This window comes from Paenibacillus sp. AGC31, assembly GCF_057334655.1.
On sequence record NZ_JBHFJH010000004.1, the window covers coordinates 1 to 17,413 of the forward strand.

At 45.0% G+C, this 17,413-nt stretch carries 23 protein-coding genes and 1 rRNA gene; 2 read left to right on the forward strand and 22 right to left on the reverse strand.

What is annotated here, in order from left to right; genetic code table 11:
• The 3 genes from ACE04G_RS03425 to ACE04G_RS03435 form a co-directional block, all read right to left on the reverse strand.
• Positions 1-321, reverse strand: a 16S ribosomal RNA gene (locus ACE04G_RS03425); the annotation flags it as partial.
• A gap of 478 nt (positions 322-799) precedes the next feature.
• Positions 800-1,030, reverse strand: a complete 231-nt coding sequence (locus tag ACE04G_RS03430) for a hypothetical protein (RefSeq protein WP_056697767.1) — start codon at positions 1,028-1,030, stop codon at positions 800-802.
• A 153-nt stretch (positions 1,031-1,183) separates the two neighbouring features.
• On the reverse strand, positions 1,184-1,801 hold the full coding sequence (locus tag ACE04G_RS03435; protein WP_221825229.1) for a stage II sporulation protein M: 618 nt from the start codon (positions 1,799-1,801) through the stop codon (positions 1,184-1,186).
• 123 nt (positions 1,802-1,924) lie between these two features.
• Here ACE04G_RS03435 and pdaB point away from each other — a divergent pair, with 123 nt between their 5' ends.
• Positions 1,925-2,701 carry a polysaccharide deacetylase family sporulation protein PdaB gene (gene pdaB, locus ACE04G_RS03440; RefSeq protein WP_221825232.1) on the forward strand — a complete coding sequence of 259 codons (777 nt, stop codon included), beginning with the start codon at positions 1,925-1,927 and terminating at the stop codon, positions 2,699-2,701.
• Positions 2,702-2,800: 99 nt separating this feature from the next.
• Here pdaB and ACE04G_RS03445 read toward each other — a convergent pair whose 3' ends face one another.
• On the reverse strand, positions 2,801-3,433 hold the full coding sequence (locus tag ACE04G_RS03445; protein WP_221825235.1) for a KinB-signaling pathway activation protein: 633 nt from the start codon (positions 3,431-3,433) through the stop codon (positions 2,801-2,803).
• A 125-nt stretch (positions 3,434-3,558) separates the two neighbouring features.
• On the opposite strand from ACE04G_RS03445, the gene gerD reads away from it, so the two are divergent.
• Positions 3,559-4,314, forward strand: a complete 756-nt coding sequence (gene gerD / locus ACE04G_RS03450; protein ID WP_221825239.1) for a spore germination lipoprotein GerD — start codon at positions 3,559-3,561, stop codon at positions 4,312-4,314.
• Positions 4,315-4,400: 86 nt separating this feature from the next.
• On the opposite strand, the gene ACE04G_RS03455 is transcribed toward gerD, so the two are convergent.
• The 18 genes from ACE04G_RS03455 to rplO all read right to left on the reverse strand — a co-directional run bounded on the left by ACE04G_RS03455 (position 4,401) and on the right by rplO (position 17,400).
• On the reverse strand, positions 4,401-5,501 hold the full coding sequence (locus tag ACE04G_RS03455) for an Mrp/NBP35 family ATP-binding protein (RefSeq protein WP_339305770.1): 1,101 nt from the start codon (positions 5,499-5,501) through the stop codon (positions 4,401-4,403).
• A gap of 79 nt (positions 5,502-5,580) precedes the next feature.
• Complete coding sequence (gene cwlD / locus ACE04G_RS03460; RefSeq protein ID WP_339179697.1) at positions 5,581-6,336, reverse strand: N-acetylmuramoyl-L-alanine amidase CwlD; 756 nt, start codon at positions 6,334-6,336, stop codon at positions 5,581-5,583.
• 68 nt (positions 6,337-6,404) lie between these two features.
• A complete protein-coding gene (gene sat / locus ACE04G_RS03465; protein ID WP_339305772.1) occupies positions 6,405-7,574 on the reverse strand; it encodes a sulfate adenylyltransferase in 1,170 nt (389 codons plus the stop codon).
• A gap of 23 nt (positions 7,575-7,597) precedes the next feature.
• Entirely contained in the window at positions 7,598-8,290 is a 693-nt protein-coding gene (locus ACE04G_RS03470) for a phosphoadenylyl-sulfate reductase (RefSeq protein ID WP_339179703.1), read from the reverse strand.
• Between the two features lie 803 nt (positions 8,291-9,093).
• The gene (rpsI, locus tag ACE04G_RS03475) at positions 9,094-9,486 is read right to left on the reverse strand and encodes a 30S ribosomal protein S9 (protein ID WP_017692105.1); all 393 of its coding nucleotides are present in this window, start codon (positions 9,484-9,486) and stop codon (positions 9,094-9,096) included.
• 19 nt (positions 9,487-9,505) lie between these two features.
• Positions 9,506-9,943 carry a 50S ribosomal protein L13 gene (gene rplM / locus ACE04G_RS03480; protein ID WP_024633564.1) on the reverse strand — a complete coding sequence of 146 codons (438 nt, stop codon included), beginning with the start codon at positions 9,941-9,943 and terminating at the stop codon, positions 9,506-9,508.
• A gap of 205 nt (positions 9,944-10,148) precedes the next feature.
• The gene (truA, locus tag ACE04G_RS03485) at positions 10,149-10,922 is read right to left on the reverse strand and encodes a tRNA pseudouridine(38-40) synthase TruA (RefSeq protein ID WP_339179705.1); all 774 of its coding nucleotides are present in this window, start codon (positions 10,920-10,922) and stop codon (positions 10,149-10,151) included.
• 159 nt (positions 10,923-11,081) lie between these two features.
• Positions 11,082-11,447, reverse strand: coding sequence for a 50S ribosomal protein L17 (gene rplQ, locus ACE04G_RS03490; RefSeq protein ID WP_017692102.1), 366 nt, complete (start codon positions 11,445-11,447; stop codon positions 11,082-11,084).
• A gap of 34 nt (positions 11,448-11,481) precedes the next feature.
• Complete coding sequence (locus ACE04G_RS03495; protein WP_017692101.1) at positions 11,482-12,426, reverse strand: DNA-directed RNA polymerase subunit alpha; 945 nt, start codon at positions 12,424-12,426, stop codon at positions 11,482-11,484.
• 136 nt (positions 12,427-12,562) lie between these two features.
• On the reverse strand, positions 12,563-12,958 hold the full coding sequence (gene rpsK, locus ACE04G_RS03500; protein WP_017692100.1) for a 30S ribosomal protein S11: 396 nt from the start codon (positions 12,956-12,958) through the stop codon (positions 12,563-12,565).
• Positions 12,959-12,977: 19 nt separating this feature from the next.
• Positions 12,978-13,346 carry a 30S ribosomal protein S13 gene (gene rpsM / locus ACE04G_RS03505; protein ID WP_062329455.1) on the reverse strand — a complete coding sequence of 123 codons (369 nt, stop codon included), beginning with the start codon at positions 13,344-13,346 and terminating at the stop codon, positions 12,978-12,980.
• Positions 13,347-13,366: 20 nt separating this feature from the next.
• Positions 13,367-13,480 (reverse strand): 50S ribosomal protein L36, encoded by a 114-nt coding sequence (rpmJ, locus tag ACE04G_RS03510; RefSeq protein ID WP_003333770.1) that lies wholly within the window; start codon positions 13,478-13,480, stop codon positions 13,367-13,369.
• A 152-nt stretch (positions 13,481-13,632) separates the two neighbouring features.
• Complete coding sequence (gene infA, locus ACE04G_RS03515; protein ID WP_017692098.1) at positions 13,633-13,848, reverse strand: translation initiation factor IF-1; 216 nt, start codon at positions 13,846-13,848, stop codon at positions 13,633-13,635.
• A gap of 3 nt (positions 13,849-13,851) precedes the next feature.
• Positions 13,852-14,160 (reverse strand): KOW domain-containing RNA-binding protein, encoded by a 309-nt coding sequence (locus tag ACE04G_RS03520; protein WP_091039171.1) that lies wholly within the window; start codon positions 14,158-14,160, stop codon positions 13,852-13,854.
• Between the two features lie 10 nt (positions 14,161-14,170).
• Entirely contained in the window at positions 14,171-14,923 is a 753-nt protein-coding gene (map, locus tag ACE04G_RS03525) for a type I methionyl aminopeptidase (RefSeq protein ID WP_036607191.1), read from the reverse strand.
• A 3-nt stretch (positions 14,924-14,926) separates the two neighbouring features.
• On the reverse strand, positions 14,927-15,571 hold the full coding sequence (locus ACE04G_RS03530; RefSeq protein WP_340912578.1) for an adenylate kinase: 645 nt from the start codon (positions 15,569-15,571) through the stop codon (positions 14,927-14,929).
• A 90-nt stretch (positions 15,572-15,661) separates the two neighbouring features.
• On the reverse strand, positions 15,662-16,960 hold the full coding sequence (gene secY, locus ACE04G_RS03535; protein WP_076216860.1) for a preprotein translocase subunit SecY: 1,299 nt from the start codon (positions 16,958-16,960) through the stop codon (positions 15,662-15,664).
• On the reverse strand, positions 16,960-17,400 hold the full coding sequence (gene rplO, locus ACE04G_RS03540; protein ID WP_017692093.1) for a 50S ribosomal protein L15: 441 nt from the start codon (positions 17,398-17,400) through the stop codon (positions 16,960-16,962). Before rplO ends, secY begins: the two co-directional genes overlap by 1 nt.
• Positions 17,401-17,413: the final 13 nt, after the last annotated feature.

A 17,413-nucleotide genomic window follows, 5' to 3' on the forward strand; every position in this document is an offset into this window, starting at 1 on the left:
GCCGATCACCCTCTCAGGTCGGCTACGCATCGTCGCCTTGGTGAGCCGTTACCCCACCAACTAGCTAATGCGCCGCAGGCCCATCCCCAAGTGACAGATTGCTCCGTCTTTCCAGTTTCCTTCAGGCGAAGAAAACAACTATTCGGTATTAGCTACCGTTTCCGGTAGTTGTCCCAAACTTGAGGGCAGGTTGCCTACGTGTTACTCACCCGTCCGCCGCTAAGTATCAAGGAAGCAAGCTCCCTATCAACTCCGCTCGACTTGCATGTATTAGGCATGCCGCCAGCGTTCGTCCTGAGCCAGGATCAAACTCTCCAATAAAGTATTGAAAAGAGCGATAAGCTCATTTTGAATCTGACGAGATTAAAAATCTCATTTGTGCTCCAGTCGATTCAAGCCAAGGCTTGTCTTCAACTTTCGCGTCATTCTGCAAGCAGAATGTTTACTCACTCGTTGTTCAGTTTTCAAAGATCAAACATTCAATTTAGTTCTGTTTTTCATGTTGTCGTCGTTTCAGCGGCGACTTTTATAATATATCATGTTGAAGTTCTCTTTGCAAGCATTATTTTTTCAATTCTTTTCAATCGCTTTATTTTCATGCTTTTTTCGGTGAACCACTCCTAAAAAAGGAACGAAAATTAATTTACCATATGAAATTAGAAAGGTCAACCCTTTTTCGACAAAAAGTATGAACCCCCCAACAATTTCGCATTTTCATGGTTCAGAGGTACAGCACCCGCTATTGAGAGCCGCACCTCACTTCCACTACTGTAAATCGAATATATGACCAGCTTCAGCATTACGGCTTCGACTTTTTCAGTTTTCCACCTCTTGCATACTTGGACAACTCTTTTGGCGGGGCAAAGCGTGCATACATGCGGAACACAGTCTTATATCGGCTCGCGATAGCATATTTGATCTCTTGGTCAAGACGATTATCACTCAGATCGAACAGCATTTCATCTAATTCTTTACGTAGCACATAGTCTAATTCCTTGCATTCCTTATCGTTAAACAACATACCCAGCATTAGAGTTCTCCTTTTTGTGCATAGCCTCTTTATCACACTTACAGAAGTTTCATGCAACACCCGTGCATTCGCTTTTTGTGGGTGCTGCTGGAACCCGTTTTATTGTTATGGTCAACTTTCTGAAAATTTATGAATGCCAACCATCACAAAATTTTATCCTCTCACCAGAGTATACGTAAGTGTGCTTTCGATGATTGCTGCAACAAGAAGCAAGATGACAACCCAGAAGGATGCCGTTAACGTCCTATTCATGAATGCTCTCCACCGGTTTCCCATCATATTTCGCTTGTCACTTCCAAGTTGTGCAAGGCTTTGGATAACCAGACCACCGAACTTCAGTCCGAAGGCGCAAGCAATAATAATGACCGGAATCTCAATAATGCCATGCGGAAGTAAACCTTTAACCACAATATCATAGAAGCTTGCTCCATAATTCATCGTGGTGTGCACCACAAATCCAAGGACCATCCCATTGATCAGCAGGAAGATGACAGGCAGAATTCCGAAGAATATACCGGCATAGATGACAAGTACACTTTTGATGGCATTATTGAAAAAGATAAACAGGAAGAAGTTCCATTGCACATTGCCCCCCTGCTCCAGCCGTTCACTGACTTCACGTAAACCTCCGATTTGGTTCAACAACAGTTCTTCTAGAGGCCCTGTACTCACCCATCCTGCCCCTATTCCAACAGCAAACAAAACTACGGACCAGATTAATGCACTGCGGATGGAACCAAGATCTCTAAGAAATGTACTGAATTTTAACATAATAACCTCCTGTAGAATCTAAAATGATGGACAAACAAGGTTCGTGTTACGAATAACTGGGGAGTACGAGCATACATTGGAGAGTAAACAAGCATTTCTTATGGGAGAGGGGCGCTTATTGAAATGAACTCGTTCTATGTATTTAGCGGCAAAAAGATTAAACGGTACCTGATTGTCTTCGTTGCTGCCATCTTTGCGATCGGTATTATTTATCTGGAGCGTGGCAATGTCTCCGTATTCTCGGAGGAAGCACCATCAGCCGTCTACAGCGTTCCAACCGAGAAGAAGGTAATTGCACTTACCTTTGACATCAGCTGGGGAGATAAACGGACAGAGCCGATTCTGAAAGTTCTTCAGGAGAATAAAGTGCAGAAGGCAACCTTTTTCCTTTCGTCCCCCTGGAGCAAGACACACCCCGAAATTGTTACTGCCATCAAAGAGGCAGGATATGAAATTGGCAGCCATGGTCACAGACATGAGAACTACAGCAGCCTGACCGAGGAAGAAATTCGCAAAGAAATTTCGACAGCTCATAGCATTTTAACCGATTTAACAGGGAAAGAACCGAAATTAATACGTCTGCCCAACGGGGACTTTGACAAGCGAGTGCTTCAGGTAGCCAATAGTTTGAATTATCAGGTTGTACAGTGGGATACCGACTCCTTGGATTGGAAAAACCCTGGTGTACAGACCATTGTTGATCGTGTAGTAAGCAAAGCACATCCAGGGGACATCGTACTGCTGCATGCAAGTGATTCCTCTAAACAAACTCATGAGGCACTCCCTGTCATTATCGACAAATTAAAAAACCAGGGCTATGAATTCGTAACCGTGTCTGAGTTGCTTAACCATTCCAGTGTGAAAGGTAAGGAAGTTCGTGATCAAGCCAGCGGTCAATAATTGGTATATTGCTTGGGCTACAGCTCAAATAAGAGTGTAAAAGTTGAAAAGAGCTAACCAGGTTAGCTCTTTTTGGTATGTTTTTATGCAAAACGAATTTTATGCTCGGCTTTCTCTCAACTGTTCTGCCTTTCCACTTACACTCCGGTTCGTAGATACATCCACCAGCCTGTGCAATATCAGCATTTGGTATGCATTACATAAGAGCAAGGGAACCACAATAAATATGGTTGCAGCATTGACATCAATACGTAATACGCCGATCGTCTCCACTATGGTGACGGCAATCATGAAAAAGAGTGTTGGTACAAGCGCGGAGATATGAGTGAGCTTTACTTTAACGTAAGCGGTAACAATTGCGGCTGCCAAAATAATGATACCTAACACAATATCCGATATGCGCTCCCGGTCTCCCCCAACAAACAGGCGTAAAAACATCACGTCAAGCAGGGCCAACACCGTTAGTACAATCTGCACGATCTGCCAACCGCGCTTTGGAAATACACCTTTACCCATATAATTCAATATCAGATATGCAAAGAAACCCATTTGTGAATAAACGCTGATCATAACCCCTGATCCAAATAGGATCAAAAGATACAGAAGAAAATCATTCAATCCATTTGTTTTCTCCCCGTTCACCAGCATCATAATCAATCCTGTACCCAATGCTCCCGCGGCCCCAATAAGCAAGGCTGTCCAAAACAGGAAAAACCATCTACGTAAATTCAAAAGTTTTCCACCCCCGAGTGTTTATTTTACCAACCTTCTCAGCAAAAAACCATCATTGCTCAACATATTTCCCCCTTTCCCATCACATACTACATCCAGTATCTAATCAAGGAGGGATTGTACACATGAAACGGCCTTTGTGGCAGCTATGCTGTGTCGTACTGGGGCTATCCGTCATGCTTGCCGGCTGCGGTTCAGATCAGAGTTCTTCGCCTCCTCAGGGCAGTTATAAAGAGATGAAAACAATGGTTGTAGATATTTTGAAAAGTGACGAAGGCAAGAAAGCGGTGGAGGAAGCTCTTACAGGTCAAAGCTCATCCAGTGGTGAAGGCGGCGGGTCAGAAGAAGGTGGCGGCGGGTCGGGTGGTGGCTCGGGAACCATTGGTATGAAAATGTTAATGCCTGTGCAATCTTCGGAACAAATACGTATTGCAGTAAAAGACACCATCACAGCTCCCGAATACCAGAAGGAATTCGAGAAGATCATGACAGATCCACAGTTTGCCGGGGAATTCGCCAAAGTGATTAACGCCCAAAGCAAACAACTTCATATGCAGTTGATTAAAGATCCCACATATCAAAAATCTGTTGGAGACATCATGAAGTCACCAGAAGTATCCAAGATGTTCATGGATATGACCAAGACTCCGGATTATCGTAAACAGACGATGACTGTCATGCAGGAAGTGATGCAAAACCCGTTGTTCCGCATGGAAGTACTCACTTTACTCAAGAAGGTAGTGCAGGACGAATTGCAACCCAAAGTGGAAAGTGGCGGAAAACAGGGGCAAGAGCAAGGAGGACAAGAAGGGCAAGGGCAAGAGGGTAGTGATGGCGGAGATGGTGGAAGTGGAGATTCTGGCAGCGGTGGAGGTTCATAAACAGTAGATGTTGGTATATTACAGAAACTGAAAAGCCTGCATCCGAATGGACGCAGGCTTTATTTGTATTTATAACACTCATACCATTAGAATTTGGATTCAATGGACTTGGCCACTTCATCGTAGATAGCCCCTATACGGGAATCTGCTTTGTACACAGAAGGTGAGAAATCAGGCTCGGATGGATGATTATCCGGTGTGCCTAATGGAATCTGGGCAAGCAAGCTTGTATGCAGACTTTCTGCAAGTCTTCCCCCACCTCCACGTCCAAAGACATAATCCTTCTCTCCGCAACTGCTGCACTCATAATAAGCCATATTCTCCACCACACCAAGTAACTCATGATCGGTCTGAATGGCCATCGCACCCGCACGTGCTGCGACAAAAGCTGCTGTTGCATGCGGCGTGGTAACGATGATTTCCTTGCTCTGTGGCAACATCTGATGCACATCCAAAGCAACATCTCCCGTACCTGGTGGCAAATCCAGTAATATATAATCCAATTTGCCCCACTGGACATCCGTAAAGAATTGACGCAGCATCCGACCTAGCATGGGTCCACGCCAGATTACCGGATTGTTCTCCCGAATAAAGAAGCCCATCGACATGACTTTGACGCCAAAACGTTCAACCGGTTGAATAACGCCATCTTCAACGACCGGATATTCTTCAATCCCCATCATGTCGGGTACACTGAAGCCATAGATATCCGCATCAATTAAGCCCACTTTTTTGCCTTGACGTGCCAAAGCTGCAGCAAGATTAACGGTTACCGTTGATTTACCGACGCCACCTTTACCACTGGCCACAGCAATAAAACGAACACCTGATTCAGGACTTAACAGTTCATGTCCATCCAGACCCGCTGCGTGACCTTTTACGAGCACTTCGTCCCGATCTGGCTCATCATCGGGTTGTCCCATATTCAGGCTCTCACGATCATGCTCAGAAGCTGCACGCACACGAATATGCACATCCTTCAGTCCGTGCTGGGACAACAGATTACGCGCTGCATCACTCAAGGCTGTTGTATCCTCAGGTCGATTTTCCAGTGTCACTAAGGTCAGAGCCACATGATTTTCTTTCACCATAATATCTCGAACCCATTCCAGTTCGGTCAGACTTACTCCCAATTGTGGTTCTTGTAATGGCTGTAATAGTTCAAGTATCTGTTCTTTTGATAACATCAGACAGCACCTCAGCTTTATCTATTGGCATGTAATTAGGTATGCTGATCCAATTATATCATTACCTTTCTTGTTCTGACTAACTTTTAGGCCGTTCTCCTGAGGAATATCTGAGAATTCCATTATAGATCGAGGCAGCCACCTTACGTTGATAAGCTTCGTCGGCAAGCATACGTGCCTCTTCCGGATGAGAAAGGAAACCCACTTCTACCAGCGCGGAAGGGATCTTCAGCGCCTGTAACAGATAAACTGTATTCACCGTTTTGGCGATTCGATCTGTATTCTCCAGATTACGAACCATCTCTTGTTGAAGCAGATTAGCCAAACCTTCGTTATCCGGATGGTTAGTTGTATAGAAAACCTGCGCTCCACTCCAGCGGTTGGATGGGACACTGTTCATGTGAATGCTAATAAAGAGATCTGCTTGCTTATCCTCTATCCGCCGTACTCTTTGTTTCAGATCTTCCGTCTTACGCTTAGAGTAACCCTTGGTGTCCGAGTCCGCCAAATCCGTGTCTATTTCTCTTGTCATCACCACTAAGGCCCCTGCCTGTTGCAAATAATCTCTCACATACAAGGCGATAGACAGGTTAATATCTTTTTCAATAACTCCCTGTTTACTTACCGCTCCTCCATCGGGACCTCCGTGTCCTGCATCAATGGCAATAACTTTACCCGCCATCGGCAAACTCCAATAACCTGAAGTCTTTGCGGAAGGCAGTTCATAGGACATTACCGCCACTAACATGGCCAGCAGACAGAGACTCAGCATGACCCTTTTGATTGTTTTTAACCTAATCCAGACTACAAAGTGTTTCCCCATATTTTTACGCATAAAAAAACCACCTCGTCCCTATAAATGACTCTAATCATCTATATGGGACAAGATGGACAAATATACCGCTAGGACCGGACTTGCTCCGCCATTCCTTCAATCAGTACCTCAGCTACCTCAGGACGTGTAAATTCAGGTGGAGGGCACTGACCGTCACGGAGCAGCCCGCGTACTTTGGTGCCGGAAAGCGCCATATGGTGTTCTTTATCATGTGGGCAAGTTTTGCTGGATGCCATGTTTCCACATTTGGTACAGAAGAAACTATGTTCGAAGAATAACGGAGTGATCCCCAGTTCCTCTGCTGTAAAGTTCGTAAAGATCTCCTGTGCTTCATATGTTCCATAATAATCACCCACACCCGCATGGTCACGACCAACAATAAAGTGGGTACACCCGTAATTTTTGCGAACCATCGCATGGAAAATAGCTTCACGTGGTCCGGCATACCGCATCGCTGCGGGGAACACACCAAGGAACGCACGATCAGCCGGGTAATAGTTCTCCAGTAATACCAGATAACTCTTCATCCGAACATCTGCGGGAACATCGTCCGACTTCGTCTCTCCAACAAGCGGATTCAGGAAGAGTGCGTCGACAATCTCCATAGCGCTCTTCTGGATGTACTCATGAGCCCGATGGACCGGATTACGTGTCTGAAAACCAACTACCGTCTTCCAACCCTTCTCCTGAAAAATCTTCCGGGTATCTGCAGGATCATAATAGAATTCTTCGAATTTCGAAGGTTTTGGACGGTTCAACACTTGGATTGGACCTCCTACGTATGTTGCAGGACGCTCCAACAGTTTTTTAACACCCGGGTGCTCAGGATCATCTGTTTTGAATACACGCCGGGCTTCTTCACCCTGATCCACCTGGTATATACTTTGGACTTCGAGCAGTCCATAAGTTACTCCATCTTGATCACCAACAAGTTTCACACGTTCACCAATTCGGAGGGATGAGGCTTGTTTATCATCAACAGCAAGTGTAATCGGTATACTCCAGACTGTTCCATCGGCAAGACGCATGCGAGACACCACCGAAAGATAATCTTCCTCATTCAAGAAACCTTCTAGTGGTGAGAACGCACCCACACCAATCAGATCCAAATCTGATATCGTCCAGGTATTAATAAGCAAAGAGGATAAGTTTTTACTGTCTTGCAACAACTGCTCCCGTTCTTCTCCTTGTACGATACGCTGAACCAGCGTACCTCCATGAGGCAGAATCGATGTCATCTTGTCAGCTCCTTGTATATCTATTATTTATGAAGGCCACATTCCGTCTTATCATTGCCAGACCAGCGTCCAGCACGAGGGTCCTCACCAGGCATAACCTGACGTGTGCAATGCTCACAACCAATACTTGGGTAGTTCTGGTCATGAAGAGGGTTATATACAACGTTATTGTCACGAATATATTGCCATACATCCTCAGTCGTCCAGTGCGCAATCGGGTTAAACTTCATCAGGCCAAATTTGGAATCATATTCAACCTTCTTCGAGTTTGCACGAGTTGGTGCTTGATCTCTACGAATACCTGTAATCCACGCATCATACTGAGAAAGAATACGTGTTAACGGTTCGACTTTGCGAATGTTACAGCACCCATTGGGATCAGACTTCCACATCTCTTCACCGTGTTGAGCTGCCTGCTCTTCCGGAGTAATCTTAGGTGACACGCGTACAAATTCAAGGTTGTAGTTCTCCTGCATCTTATCACGTGTTTCGTATGTTTCTTTAAAGTGGAAATCTGTATCTAGATAAAAAATGTCTGTGGATGGGCTGATCTTCTGCAACATATCTACAAGAACAACATCTTCTGCACCAAAGCTACATGCAAAAGTGATATTTGGGAATGTTTCAATAGCATACCGAATAATATCCTCTGGACTGGCATGTTCCAGTTCCTCTGCCTTTGCCCGTGCCAATTCTTCTTTCTCCAACAAGTTCATCTGTGAATTTCCCCCATTCTGCATTTCAATACACTTAAAGCCGACTAATCTAATATGAATTATGTTTAGTATAAATCTTTCATTGGGGATGTCAATGCCTGCCATATGGTAAAATAAATCAGTTTTTGACCATTTTTGATCGTTGCTCTCACACAATATTTTGGTTCAATTTATTCATTTCTCTGTTAACGAGATAAAAACAAAGCTGTTGGCTCAGATCATTAGGCAGGTATAAAAACATCTCATGGCCTGTGAAACCTTTGCTGCTGCTGGGTTTAGATAGTTCATGTCGCAAAGAGCAACATAAAAAATTCACTGGGCGATTGAAGATGAAGGACGAAAAGCAGAAGTTTTAAGGGGATCAGCTTTGTGACATTTAACGGTTGATATGTAAGGGACTTTTATCGTTTCCATAAGAAATACTGATAAGGTTGCAATAAAAATTTAAGCACAAAAAACAGTAAACCCAGTGCATTCAAGAAATCCGGCGTGAGCTCTAATTGATGATTTTATAAAGATCTGTTGTAGAATGTGTGGTGAGCGATGGGTAAAAGCGTAAGAGCAAATCCAAGGATCTAAAACGATTAGAGAGGTTCAGTAAGCTGTAGATGTATTAACGTACATATTATAGGACTGTATTGAGGGACATTAAGAGAACATTGAAAAGGCAATGATGGAAAAATGCACAAGCATGGGGGAAGACATCAGAGGTATGAGAGCTATCGCACAAACTAATATACTATATGGCGGAATAGTCATGAATATATAAAAAAGCCTTTGACCGAGGCCAAAGGCTTTTAATATTAACGTTTGGAGAACTGAGGTGCGCGACGAGCCGCTTTAAGACCGTATTTTTTACGCTCTTTCATACGTGGGTCACGAGTCAGGAATCCTGCTTTTTTCAGGGAAGCACGGTATTCCGGATCTGCTTTGAGCAGAGCGCGGGAGATACCATGACGGATTGCGCCGGCTTGACCGGAGATTCCGCCACCATGAGCAATAACAAGAACGTCATAGTTGTTGAGTGTTTCTGTCAAGTTCAGTGGTTGTTTTACGATCAGTTTGAGTGTTTCCAAACCGAAGTATTCATTAATATCACGTTTATTGATGACAATGCGTCCTTCACCCGGTACAAGGCGAACACGTGCTACCGAATGTTTACGACGACCTGTCCCATAGTATTGTACTTGTGCCATGAAACTGTCCTCCTTTTAATTAACCGCGAAGTTCGTAAACTTCTGGTTTTTGTGCTGCATGTGGATGCTCAGTGCCTCTGTACGCTTTAAGTCTCAACTTCATTTTCTCGCCCATGCGAGTTTTAGGAAGCATACCGCGAACAGCCAGTTCCAACATACGCTCAGGTTTGTTTTTAACCATCTCTTCTGCTGTAGTTACTTTCAAACCACCTGGGTGCATTGAGTGACGGTAGTATTTTTTACCTTGCATTTTCTTACCAGTCAATACGATTTTCTCAGCATTGATGATAACAACGAAATCGCCAGTGTCCACATGTGGAGTGAATTGTGGCTTGTGTTTGCCGCGAATCAAAGCTGCTGCTTCGCTCGCCAAACGTCCGAGGGTTTTGCCTTCAGCATCAATGATGTGCCATTGGCGCTCAACTTCGTTAGGCTTCGCCATGTACGTAGTACGCATGAAAAGTTCCTCCTTAAAATGTTCAAAATCATCATTTTCATTTATCTTCGTTCGTTAAGTTATAACTTTAGGTGTTGATGGATTGTAAATTTGATGTGAACCTCTTAATTGGGGCTGTGGGAAAGCCATTAAGAAAACACAACTTTTATATTACATGATAGGCAATTAAATCGCAAGTGTTAATTAAGCTTTTCACTCACCAAATTTAATCTTTTTTGTATTCAAGATCCCAGAGCATTAAACCGCAGCTAACTGCAGTAGGTCCTGCAGCAGATCGATTACATGCAGCAATCATATTCGGTACATCAGAGGCTTTCCGTTTGCCCTCTCCGATCTCCAGCAGTGTCCCTACAATGATACGAACCATATGCTGCAAAAAGCCGTTACCACTCACATAAATGTGAATGACACCCTGATCGCGCGGATGGTCTCTGCACATTGTTCGGTCCACTTCAATCCATGCTTCGTATACCGAACGGACATGATTCTCTTTCTGAGACTTGCGTGAAGCAAAAGAGGTAAAATCATACGTCCCTATGAAATGTCGTAGGCCCTCCTGCATTGCCATAATATCAAGCTTCGCATGATGATGATACTGCAGTCTTCTGTTGAATACATCCGGAAATTGATTCGCATTGACTGTATAACGATACGTTTTCTTTTTCGCTGCATAGCGAGAATGAAAATCAGCCGAAACTTCAATCGCATCAATGACGACAATATCGGAGGGTAATCTGGAGTTGAGTGCAATACACCAGCGTTCAATCGGGATCTGGGACTCCGTAGGAAAATTAAAGATTTGTCTGCGGGCGTGAACACCTGCATCTGTTCGGCCTGAACCTGTAATTTTAACTTTCTCACCGGTTAAAGCACGAATCGCATCTTCAAGATGATCCTGAATGGTATTCCCACCCGGCTGTACTTGGAAGCCGTAATAGGCAGTGCCATCATAAGTTAACGTCATACATAAGTTCCGCATTATTACCACACCTTTGTTCCATACTATACATATCCCTATCCCGAACAGCAAAAGAAGCCCCTTACGGAGCTTCTATTACAGCACGAATTCCGAAATGAAGAGAAAAAAAGGGTTAATCCAGAATCGTTGATTCTGTCCCCTTTCCTCATCTCATCTGTTTTACGCGCGGTCTACCAGTTCCAAGTAAACCATTGGCGCTGCGTCACCACGACGAGGTCCCAGTTTCAAGATACGAGTGTATCCACCTGGACGCTCAGCGTAACGACCGGACAATTCGCTAAACAGTTTTTGGATTGCATCTTGCTCACCATCGATAGTTTCGCGGCGAACATAAGCTGCCACTTGGCGACGGGCATGAAGATCTCCCTTTTTCGCTTTAGTGATCAGTTTTTCAGCAATAGAGCGAACCTCTTTTGCTTTCGCTTCAGTTGTCTGAATGCGTTCGTATAAGAACAGGTCGGTTACCAGGTCACGGAACAAAGCTTTACGTGCGCTGGAATTACGGCCCAACTTTTGGTATGCCATTGTTTTCCCTCCTTCACTTCAAGCACTCGGCTGTCTATTCTTCTGTACGTAGTCCCAAACCAAGTTCCTCAAGCTTCTCTTGAACTTCTTCCAAAGACTTGCGTCCGAGGTTACGGACTTTCATCATGTCTTCTTCCGTTTTCGTAGTCAGCTCTTGCACGGTATTAATACCGGCACGTTTGAGGCAGTTGTAGGAACGAACAGAGAGATCCAGCTCTTCGATCGTCATTTCGAGTACTTTTTCTTTTTTGTCTTCTTCTTTTTCGACCATGATCTCTGCATCTTTCGCTTCGTCTGTAAGACCCACGAAGAGCATCAAATGCTCAGTCAAAATTTTAGCGCCGAGGCTTACAGCCTCTTCAGGACGAATACTTCCATCAGTCCAAACTTCCAACGTGAGCTTGTCATAGTTGGTCACTTGACCGACACGCGTATTTTCCACAGCGTAGTTAACGCGACTGATCGGGGTGAAGATGGAATCGACTGGGATGACGCCGATCGGCTGGTCATCGCGTTTATTCCGATCTGCCTGGACGTAGCCGCGACCGCGATTGGCAAAAATACGCATGTGAAGTCTCGAACCTGGTCCGAGCGTAGCAATGTGCAAATCCGGGTTAAGGATTTCCACATCGGAGTCAGCACGGATATCTCCAGCCGTAATTGCTCCTTCGCCTTCAGCATCAATCTCGAGCACTTTCTCCTCGTCCGAATGAATCTTAAGCGACAAAGCTTTCAGGTTAAGAATAACCTCCGTTACATCTTCCATTACGCCAGGAACTGTAGCAAATTCATGCAGAACGCCATCGATTTGAACCGAAGACACTGCCGCACCCGGCAGTGACGAGAGCAAGATTCGGCGAAGCGAGTTTCCAAGCGTCGTACCGTATCCGCGCTCAAGCGGTTCTACTACGAATTTCCCATAGGTGCCATCATCGTTGACGTCTACCGTCTCAATTTTCGGCTTTTCGATTTCAATCACTGCAATACCCCTCCTTCAAAACGTCGGTCCTCTATGAAACATTTACCTTCTCTTGCGAAAACATGTAGTAGTATGCCTAAACAACCATTATTAGCAGATTGTGCCGGAAATATACCACACGCAGGGGCAAATCTCATTAGACACGACGACGTTTTGGAGGACGGCATCCGTTATGCGGGACTGGAGTTACGTCTTTGATCAGGTTAACTTCAAGACCAGCAGCTTGCAAAGAGCGAATCGCTGCTTCACGGCCTGCGCCTGGTCCTTTAACCATAACCTCAACGGCTTTCATCCCATGTTCCATTGCAGCTTTGGCAGCAGTCTCAGCAGCCATTTGTGCAGCAAACGGAGTCGATTTACGGGAACCTCTGAATCCGAGGCCGCCGGAGCTTGCCCACGAAATTGCGTTTCCGTGAGGATCCGTAATAGTAACGATAGTGTTATTGAAAGTGGAACGGATATGCGCCACGCCAGATTCAATATTCTTACGGTCACGACGTTTGGTACGTACGACTTTTTTCGGTTTAGCCATTTTCTCTTATCCCCCCTTATTATTTCTTCTTGTTCGCTACTGTACGACGAGGACCTTTACGAGTACGAGCATTCGTTTTCGTACGTTGTCCACGAACAGGCAGACCACGACGATGACGAACTCCACGGTAACAACCGATCTCCGTCAAACGTTTAATATTCAAAGAGATTTCTCGACGCAGGTCACCTTCTACTTTGACCTCTTTATCGATACTTTCACGCAATTTGCTGACTTCATCTTCCGTCAAATCACGAACACGAGTGTCCGGATTGATGCCTGTTGTGCTCAGAATTTTCTGGGAAGTCGTTTTACCGATTCCGAAAATATAAGTCAAGGCGATCTCAACGCGCTTATCACGTGGCAAATCCACACCAGCTATACGTGCCATTTTACGCTACACCCCCTTCTTTAACCTTGTTTTTGTTTGTGTTTCGGATTTTCACAGATAACCATAACATTCCCTTTGCGGCGAATGACTTTGCATTTTTCGCAAATCGGCTTGACCGAAGGTCTTACCTTCATGTGAATTACCTCCTCAAAGTTTTGCTAAGCAAAACCCTCTTCGTAAGCATTGACCTTGTTCTACTATTGTAAAACCGGCTTCGAAGCTTTCGCAAGTTTTGCCGGGCAAAACCCGCTACATAAGCTTCACAGTTCATTGCAACTGTCTACTACTATTTACGGTAAGTTATGCGACCTTTTGTTAAATCATAAGGCGACAACTGAACAACTACTTTGTCTCCAGTCAGGATACGGATAAAGTGCATCCGCAGTTTTCCGGAAACGTGAGCGAGAATTTGATGACCGTTCTCAAGCTCAACCTTGAATGTTGCATTCGGTAGCGGTTCGAGAACCGTACCTTCCACTTCAATGACATCTTCCTTGGCCATTAGTCAGTCTCCTTTCTCTTCAGCTTGAATGTTGGTGGATTCCAGAAATGAATGAACCGCGTAACGGAGCTTTCCATTTGTCACCCGACCACTCTCGTTTAAACTGTTCACAACCTCGCTGCTAATCATGGGCTGGAGTTCAAGATGAAGAAGATTCTTCTTCTTTGGTTGATCAAACTTACGTTTGTCTCCATCCGCAATATATACGAACTTACTGTCCGCTATAGCAACAATTACTGCGGCTTGGTCCGCATTGCGGCCTTTACGGATCTTCACAAGTTGACCGAGCTGCGGATTAGACTGACTGTTCATGCCTCATCACCTACGCATTCAGTTTCGTGAAAATTTCCATACCATCTGGTGTAACTGCTACGGTGTGTTCAAAGTGGGCACATAACTTTCCATCAACCGTGACGACAGTCCAGTTATCTTCCAACGTTTTCACATACCGTCTACCTACGTTAACCATCGGCTCTATGGCCAGCACCATGCCCGCTTTAAGCCGTGGTCCCCGATCGGGAAGACCATAGTTCGGAATCTGTGGTTCTTCGTGCAGATCTGCGCCTATGCCGTGACCGACATATTCACGAACTACGGAGAACCCTTCATCTTCAATATATTTCTGAATCGCATGAGATATTGTAAACAAGCGAACGTCCGGTTTTACCAGCGCCAGACCTGCGTATAACGAAGCCTCGGTAACGTCCAGAAGACGACGGGCTTCTTCGGAAATACGGCCGACCGGATAAGTCCAGGCGGAATCTCCATGATACCCCTGGTACTGCGCGCCAATGTCAAACGTAACGATATCGCCCTCGTTCAACTTGCGTTTGCCGGGAAATCCATGTACCAACTCTTCATTTACTGAAGCGCACACACTGGCAGGGAAACCGTTATAACCTTTGAAAGACGGCACAGCTCCTTGACTGCGGATATATTGATCAGCCATATGGTCAAGTTCTCCAGTCGTAATACCGGGAGCGATATGCTCTGCCAAGAGACGATGCGTTTCCGCAACAATTCTCCCTGCTTCCCTCATCAAGCCCAGTTCCGTTTCGGACTTACCAATGATCATCAATTAACCTCTCAGTAAGGACACGATTTCTTGAGAAACTTGATCGATATCCTGTTCTCCGTTCATTTGACGAAGAAGACCTTTAGTCTCATAGAACGTGAGGAGTGGTGCTGTTTTGTTGATATACTCGTCCAGTCGTGTACCTACACTCTCTTCATTATCATCAGAGCGTTGATACAACTCACCAGCGCATTTATCACAAATACCTTCCTGCTTAGGCGGATTGAATACCACATGATAAGTGGAACCACAGTTTTTACAAATTCGACGACCCGTCAAACGAGCCAGCAATTTGTTGCGATCCACTTTCAGGTTGATTACATGATCGAGACCTGAGTTCAATCTTTCCAGAATGCCATCGAGCGCTTCTGCTTGTGAAAGGGTTCTTGGAAATCCGTCCAAGAGGAAACCTTCTCTGCAGTCAGGCTGCTGCAAACGTTCTTCAACGATGCCAATGGTTACATCATCTGGTACAAGCAATCCTTGATCCATATATTCCTTGGCTTTCATGCCAATGGGAGTTCCCTGTTTGATCGCGAGACGAAATGCATCGCCTGTTGAAATATGGGGAATACCGAACTCTTTCACGATGACGTCTGCTTGCGTTCCTTTTCCTGCCCCCGGAGGGCCCATGAATAGGATGTTCACGTTATGTCACTCCCTCCAAGACTACCCTACATCAACAAACAGCACAATAGGTGCCGGCAAGTAAATCTTCACTCGACCGGTACCTATTGCCTATTTATTGATAAAACCTTTGTAGTGGCGTTTGATCAATTGGCTTTCGATTTGCTTCATCGTATCCAGCGCAACACCGATAACGATCAGGAGGGATGTTCCTCCAATTTGCGCAGATTGAGGCAAACCAGAAAGTGCCCCTAAGAATACAGGCAGAACGGAAATGACTGCCAAGAAGATGGCTCCGGCCATTGTCAAACGAGTCATGACACGGGTCAGATATTTCTCGGTTGCTTTACCCGGGCGAATGCCTGGGATGTAACCGCCGTTCTTTTTCATATTATCAGCCATCTGCTGTGGATTCATCTGTACGAAAGTATAGAAGAATGTGAAACCGAAGATCATCACGACATACAGCAACATACCCAGAGGTTTGTGTGTAGTCAGGTTCTGTCCGATCCACTGTGCCCAGAGGCGATCTGCCCAGAAGTTGGCGATGATCGTTGGGAACATCAACAGCGATGAAGCAAAGATGACAGGGATAACACCTGCTGCATTAATTTTCAGCGGGATATGTGTATTCTGTCCACCGTACATTTTGTTACCTACGACACGTTTAGCGTACTGTACCGGAATCTTCCGAATCGCCTGCTGAATGTAAATGACCCCTATGATGATCAACACAATAACAATTGCGATGATAACACCTTTAAGAATATTCATAAACAGTTGATCAGGTTGAATGAAGTCAGATTCGACCGTTTGTTTGATAATGTTAGGCACCGTAGATAGGATACCCGCAAAGATCAAGATCGAAATCCCGTTTCCTATGCCCTTCTCGGTGATCTGCTCACCAAGCCACATCAGGAATGAAGTACCGGCCGTAAGTACAATCGCGATCAAGATATAATCTGCAAATGTAGCGTTAGGCACCATCTCTGTATTGTACAAGCGGTTGAATCCAATCGACGTACCAAACGCTTGAATCAATGCCAGCCCGATGGTTAAATAACGGGTCAACTGTGCAGATTTCTTCTTACCTTGTTCACCTTGCTTTGCCCACTCCGCTAATTTAGGAATAACGTCCATGGAAAGCAACTGTACTATGATAGACGCAGTGATGTAAGGCACGATCCCGAGCGCAAATATCGAGAACTGGAAGAGCGCTCCACCCGAGAACGTATTGAGAAGTCCAAAAACTTCTTTACCCGCAGAATTTGTCGCTTCGAACACATCTTTGTTAACTCCCGGCACGGGGACAAAGGAGCCGATGCGGTAAATGATCAGTACAAAAAGGGTAAATAATACCCTTTTGCGCAGATCTTCAACCCGCCAGATATTCTTTAGGGTCTTGAACATTAAATCACCTCAGTTGTACCGCCAGCAGCTTCAATTTTCTCAATAGCAGATTGAGAAAACTTGTTAGCTTTAACAGTCAGCTTCACAGTGACATCACCGTTACCCAGGATTTTGATTCCGGATTTAGCGTTTTTAACTACGCCGTTCGTCATCAAGAATTCTGGAGTTACTTCAGTACCCGCAGCAAAACTGTTCAGGTCTTCAGTATTCACAACTGCATATTCTTTGCGAGTTGGGTTTACAAAACCACGTTTTGGCAAGCGACGATACAATGGATTTTGTCCACCTTCGAAGCCTGGACGAACTCCACCGCCAGAACGAGAATTTTGTCCTTTGTGACCGCGACCTGATGTTTTACCTGTACCACTACTTGGACCGCGACCAAGACGTTTACGTTCTTTGCGGGATCCAGGAGATGGTGAAAGCTCATGTAACTTCATCGTTCGTTGCACC

What these genes read in the sequence shown, in the direction of transcription:
- rpsK (WP_017692100.1), bottom strand. Translation starts at nt 12,958, where the DNA reads ATGGCTAAACCGAAAAAAGTCGTACGTACCAAACGTCGTGACCGTAAG.
- secY (WP_076216860.1), bottom strand. Translation starts at nt 16,960, where the DNA reads ATGTTCAAGACCCTAAAGAATATCTGGCGGGTTGAAGATCTGCGCAAA.
- rplO (WP_017692093.1), bottom strand. Translation starts at nt 17,400, where the DNA reads ATGAAGTTACATGAGCTTTCACCATCTCCTGGATCCCGCAAAGAACGT.
- ACE04G_RS03520 (WP_091039171.1), bottom strand. Translation starts at nt 14,160, where the DNA reads ATGAACAGTCAGTCTAATCCGCAGCTCGGTCAACTTGTGAAGATCCGT.
- ACE04G_RS03435 (WP_221825229.1), bottom strand. Translation starts at nt 1,801, where the DNA reads ATGTTAAAATTCAGTACATTTCTTAGAGATCTTGGTTCCATCCGCAGT.
- ACE04G_RS03455 (WP_339305770.1), bottom strand. Translation starts at nt 5,501, where the DNA reads ATGTTATCAAAAGAACAGATACTTGAACTATTACAGCCATTACAAGAA.
- gerD (WP_221825239.1), top strand. Translation starts at nt 3,559, where the DNA reads ATGAAACGGCCTTTGTGGCAGCTATGCTGTGTCGTACTGGGGCTATCC.
- rplM (WP_024633564.1), bottom strand. Translation starts at nt 9,943, where the DNA reads ATGCGTACTACGTACATGGCGAAGCCTAACGAAGTTGAGCGCCAATGG.
- ACE04G_RS03430 (WP_056697767.1), bottom strand. Translation starts at nt 1,030, where the DNA reads ATGCTGGGTATGTTGTTTAACGATAAGGAATGCAAGGAATTAGACTAT.
- sat (WP_339305772.1), bottom strand. Translation starts at nt 7,574, where the DNA reads ATGACATCGATTCTGCCTCATGGAGGTACGCTGGTTCAGCGTATCGTA.
- map (WP_036607191.1), bottom strand. Translation starts at nt 14,923, where the DNA reads ATGATCATTGGTAAGTCCGAAACGGAACTGGGCTTGATGAGGGAAGCA.
- rpsI (WP_017692105.1), bottom strand. Translation starts at nt 9,486, where the DNA reads ATGGCACAAGTACAATACTATGGGACAGGTCGTCGTAAACATTCGGTA.
- pdaB (WP_221825232.1), top strand. Translation starts at nt 1,925, where the DNA reads ATGAACTCGTTCTATGTATTTAGCGGCAAAAAGATTAAACGGTACCTG.
- cwlD (WP_339179697.1), bottom strand. Translation starts at nt 6,336, where the DNA reads ATGCGTAAAAATATGGGGAAACACTTTGTAGTCTGGATTAGGTTAAAA.
- rpmJ (WP_003333770.1), bottom strand. Translation starts at nt 13,480, where the DNA reads ATGAAGGTAAGACCTTCGGTCAAGCCGATTTGCGAAAAATGCAAAGTC.
- truA (WP_339179705.1), bottom strand. Translation starts at nt 10,922, where the DNA reads ATGCGGAACTTATGTATGACGTTAACTTATGATGGCACTGCCTATTAC.
- rpsM (WP_062329455.1), bottom strand. Translation starts at nt 13,346, where the DNA reads ATGGCACGTATAGCTGGTGTGGATTTGCCACGTGATAAGCGCGTTGAG.
- rplQ (WP_017692102.1), bottom strand. Translation starts at nt 11,447, where the DNA reads ATGGCATACCAAAAGTTGGGCCGTAATTCCAGCGCACGTAAAGCTTTG.
- infA (WP_017692098.1), bottom strand. Translation starts at nt 13,848, where the DNA reads ATGGCCAAGGAAGATGTCATTGAAGTGGAAGGTACGGTTCTCGAACCG.
- ACE04G_RS03470 (WP_339179703.1), bottom strand. Translation starts at nt 8,290, where the DNA reads ATGAACTTGTTGGAGAAAGAAGAATTGGCACGGGCAAAGGCAGAGGAA.